This window comes from Lishizhenia sp. (genome assembly GCF_057456495.1).
The window spans coordinates 1-3,885 of record NZ_JBVCPV010000229.1 but is presented as its reverse complement, the minus strand read 5'-3'; the positions used below and the strand labels follow the sequence as shown (position 1 = coordinate 3,885).

Sequence of the window (3,885 nt, the reverse complement as noted above, 5' to 3'; positions counted from 1 at the left end):
TACAAGTATTTCTATTATTTCCATGGAATTGGTAATGGAGAGCGCAGTCTAGAGTCGTATAATTTAAACTTTGGCCGACTCAGGGCTACACTAGAACGAAGAATATTACCTGCCACTTACTTAGGAGTAAAGTATGTTTTTGATCAAATGAATTTTACTCGCCTAGATACTTTGGGGTTGATTTATACCCAGAATTTATTGGGTAAATCGGGTGGTATTATTTCGGGACTAGGATTTTCAGGGAGATATGATACCAGAAACAGTACTTTTTATCCAACAGAAGGCTATCAAATTAGGGCGAATTCAACCTTTTATTCATCGATTTTTGGAAGTGACTATACCTACAATGTAAGTGAAATAGATGCCATTAAATATTTTGATTTTAAAAAAAATAGGGTATTGGCCACTTATGTATACGGAAGATTTATTGCCGGAGAAGCACCTTTTTTCCACCTATCTATGCTCGGGGGAAACAAGAAAATGCGCGGGTATTATCAAGGGTATTATAGAGATAGACAACTCATTGGATGGCAAACAGAATATAGAACACCCCTTTGGTGGCGTTTTGGGGCTGTTGTATTTGTAGGAAATGCCGTGGTGGCACCCGAACTATCTCAACTTGCATTGAAACATTTTAAAACCACTGCAGGTGTGGGATTACGGTTCTTACTAGACAAAGAAAGAAGGATAAATTTGCGCATAGATTATGGTGTATCTAAAGAGAGCTCAGGGTTTTACCTAACTATAGGTGAGGCCTTTTAAGAACTAAGTTCTTAGGAAAAACCTCTGTTAATTTTTCGTATTTAACGAAATTATTTACAATTTTAGGCCAAACACACTAAAACTATGACACAACTTATTATTAACCGTTCCTCAGCATGGGCGAACAAGCTACGCGATATAAAGATCTTTTTAGACGACGTAGAAGTTACTCAAATAGCGGACGGATGTTCTCAAACATTAAATTTACCTCCGGGAGATTATGAAATTCATGCGAAAATTGACTGGTGTTCCTCTAAGCGCATAGAGGTTACTCTTCAAGAAGATGAGCAGAAAGAAATTCAATTATCCGGATTTAAGTTTTCCAACTATTTATACATTGCTTTTGCATTAACAGTAATGGGTATGTATTTCTATCAAGGCCCCTATGTGTATGGCTATAATCCGTTCACATTAGGTGTTGTTTCTTTAACGTTGGTATTCGCGTATTACCTAACGTTAGGAAGAAATCAATACCTGCAACTTAACCCACAATCCTAAGGAACTCTCGAATCATTCCTTAATTTTAAATACCATTGCGGTAAATTAAAGTGCCATTTGATTTACTTGCGTGGTATTTTTTTTATGTCTTATTTTACTTTTTTAATGAAATGCAAATAGACTTAACCCTGTTTTTTGGAGCTTCCATCTTTATTTTCTGTGCTTTTATTTTTCAGAAAAAGCAACAGTATACTATTGGATTAGGTTTACTCTTGTTGGGTGGTTTGTTTTTACGTATTTATATAGGTTTAGATAATTATCCTCACCCTTGGGATGAAAGGTATCACGCACTTGTTGCTAAAAATTTATTAAAAAATCCTTGGGTGCCGAAATTGTATGCAAATCCATTGTTAGCATACGATTATACACAGTGGACCCATAATGAAGTTTGGCTGCATAAACCACCGCTAACTTTGTGGTCCATCGCTGTAAGTTTTAAAATATTTGGAGTCAGTCCCTTCGCTATTCGTATTCCATCTATAATTCTCTCTACATTGAGTATTTATCTGTTATATATGTTGGGGCGAGATTTTTGGAACAGGAAGATTGCATTTTTAGCTGCGTTCTTTTTGACTATAAATGGACTTATACTTGAGTTAGTAGCAGGTCGGGTAACTACAGATCACATAGATGTTCACTTTTTATTTTTTATACTACTAGCCATAGTTTTAGCTAGAAAAGCCATTAAATTAAAATCGCTATTGATCTTGTTCTTTATGTCACTTGTACTATCGTGTGCATTGCTAACCAAATGGCTTCCCGCACTTGTTGTTTTACCCATTTACGGTGTAATGTTTATGTCCGAGTATAAAGGACAATGGAGATTATTGGTAATGAACATGCTGTTAATATCGACGATTGTGTTTGTAATTGTATTTCCTTGGCATTATTACATACATACGGTTTTTCCATTAGAAGCGAAATGGGAGGCAGAATATAATTTCAAACACCTCAATCATGTGGTAGAAACACATCAGGGGTCCCTTTTCTTTTACCTTCATAAAATAAGAATTAATTATGGAGAATTAGTCTATTTACCCATAATCTATTTTGCTTTAAAAGTTAGGAAGTTCTTTTCACTGAAAACGGCAATACTATTATGGTTTCTAATTCCTTTTTTGGTGTTTTCTTCAGTATCCACTAAAATGCAAGGATATTTGATCATCAGTTCACCAGCACTTTTTTTAATGACAGCGTGGACCTTTTATGAAATAAAAACCAAGGGATTTAAGTATAGGGCACTGGCAATTATACTTATGGTTTTACTTATATTTTTACCTGTACGCTATTCAGTTGAAAGACTTAAACCTTGGATGGGAGAAGATAGAAATCAATCTTGGGTTGGCGAAATAGAAGCGTTTGGAAGGGATTGTCCGAAAAACACTGTTTTATTCAACTATCCCTACGCGATAGAAGCCATGTTTTTAACGGATATTGTTGCATATTACCAATTACCTTCAACTGAAATCCTTCAAGAATTACAGAATAAAAACTACAACATCGTTATTTTTAAGCATGGTATATATCCAGTAAGTGAAAAAATGGAAGCACTCTTTGAAAGAGTAGACTTTGAGCTACACTAAATAAAATCAAAGGCACAACTGTAAACTTCTTCTTCGAAAGAAGAAGAATCGTTTGTAGGGCTAATTTCTACAAATTTCACTTCGTGTACGCCATTGATTTTATGTAGAAGCCCCCAATTGACCTTTCTTTTAACAGTGCGGTATAATGTGCTTTTTTCATCTATCCACCATAAGATGAGGTTACGGTACTCAGCTTGTAATACACTTTCAAAGAAATCGCTCATATATTGAGCATTATTCTCTTTTACCCAAACAGCTTCAGGAGCTAAAAAGCTATGCGCTTTTGGTTTGATAATTTTGCGTAAACCAGGAATAAATGGGATAGCTTTCGTAAGTACACCTCCCATTTTACCGGGCATGCGTTCGAATTCCCAATTGGCATGGTGAAATTTACCAAAAGCGACAATTTCACCCTCTTTTTTAGCTACATAAAAAGGATCTGTATTGGAGTAAATGTGAAAATCGAAAAAATATCTTTGATGTCCGAATTGCTTTCTTACCAAAGCTTTAATTTTCGCCGGATCTTTCCAAATCTCTATCTTCATTTTTGCACGAGGGTGAACACGAGAAAAAGTTTGCGTAGCAATGTTGGCCTTTTCTACAAAGTTAAATTGCTCACTCATCCAAAGTGATTTTACATTCTTGGGATCTATATAAGCATAAAAGCTTTCGGCCGCTCCAGACTGTAGTTTATCCAAAAAGAAAGCGTTTAGATTCGTTTTTAAGGTTGAATTTTTCTTTTTGGAAGGAGTTTTGCCGGCACCTTGCACGAGCGTATCGAAGGCAAAATAACGTACATACCATTGTTTTTCGCGTCGACAAAAAGTAACGTTTCCTAAACATTTTTCATTACGCTCTAGGCTTAAAAATAATGGATTGTACAAGAGTTTCATTCTTCTTGCTGTATCCAAATGCTTGTATTTCGCACCATTCGTACCTAAGGTGTTTTTCTCTAATAATTCCATCAAGGAAGAAGAAGCCTCGGCGCGAAGTGTAAAGATGTTATTAAAGGTCTCCATTTAGGGCAAATTTAAGAAAGCTT

Annotated in this window: 4 protein-coding genes; 3 read left to right on the top strand and 1 reads right to left on the bottom strand. The window is 35.6% G+C overall.

The window, feature by feature from the left end:
• The 3 genes from AC22ZQ_RS13045 to AC22ZQ_RS13035 form a co-directional block, all read left to right on the top strand.
• The coding region (locus AC22ZQ_RS13045; RefSeq protein WP_318959202.1) for a BamA/TamA family outer membrane protein at nt 1-762 on the top strand (762 nt) is incomplete at its 5' end.
• Nucleotides 763-846: 84 nt separating this feature from the next.
• Nucleotides 847-1,260: a hypothetical protein gene (locus AC22ZQ_RS13040; protein WP_318959201.1), complete on the top strand. Its 414-nt coding sequence runs from the start codon at nt 847-849 to the stop codon at nt 1,258-1,260.
• A gap of 110 nt (nt 1,261-1,370) precedes the next feature.
• A complete protein-coding gene (locus AC22ZQ_RS13035) occupies nt 1,371-2,843 on the top strand; it encodes an ArnT family glycosyltransferase (protein WP_318959200.1) in 1,473 nt (490 codons plus the stop codon).
• Here the strand turns inward: AC22ZQ_RS13035 and AC22ZQ_RS13030 are convergent.
• Complete coding sequence (locus tag AC22ZQ_RS13030; protein WP_318959199.1) at nt 2,840-3,862, bottom strand: hypothetical protein; 1,023 nt, start codon at nt 3,860-3,862, stop codon at nt 2,840-2,842. The genes AC22ZQ_RS13035 and AC22ZQ_RS13030 overlap by 4 nt on opposite strands.
• Between the last annotated feature and the right edge of the window lie 23 nt (nt 3,863-3,885).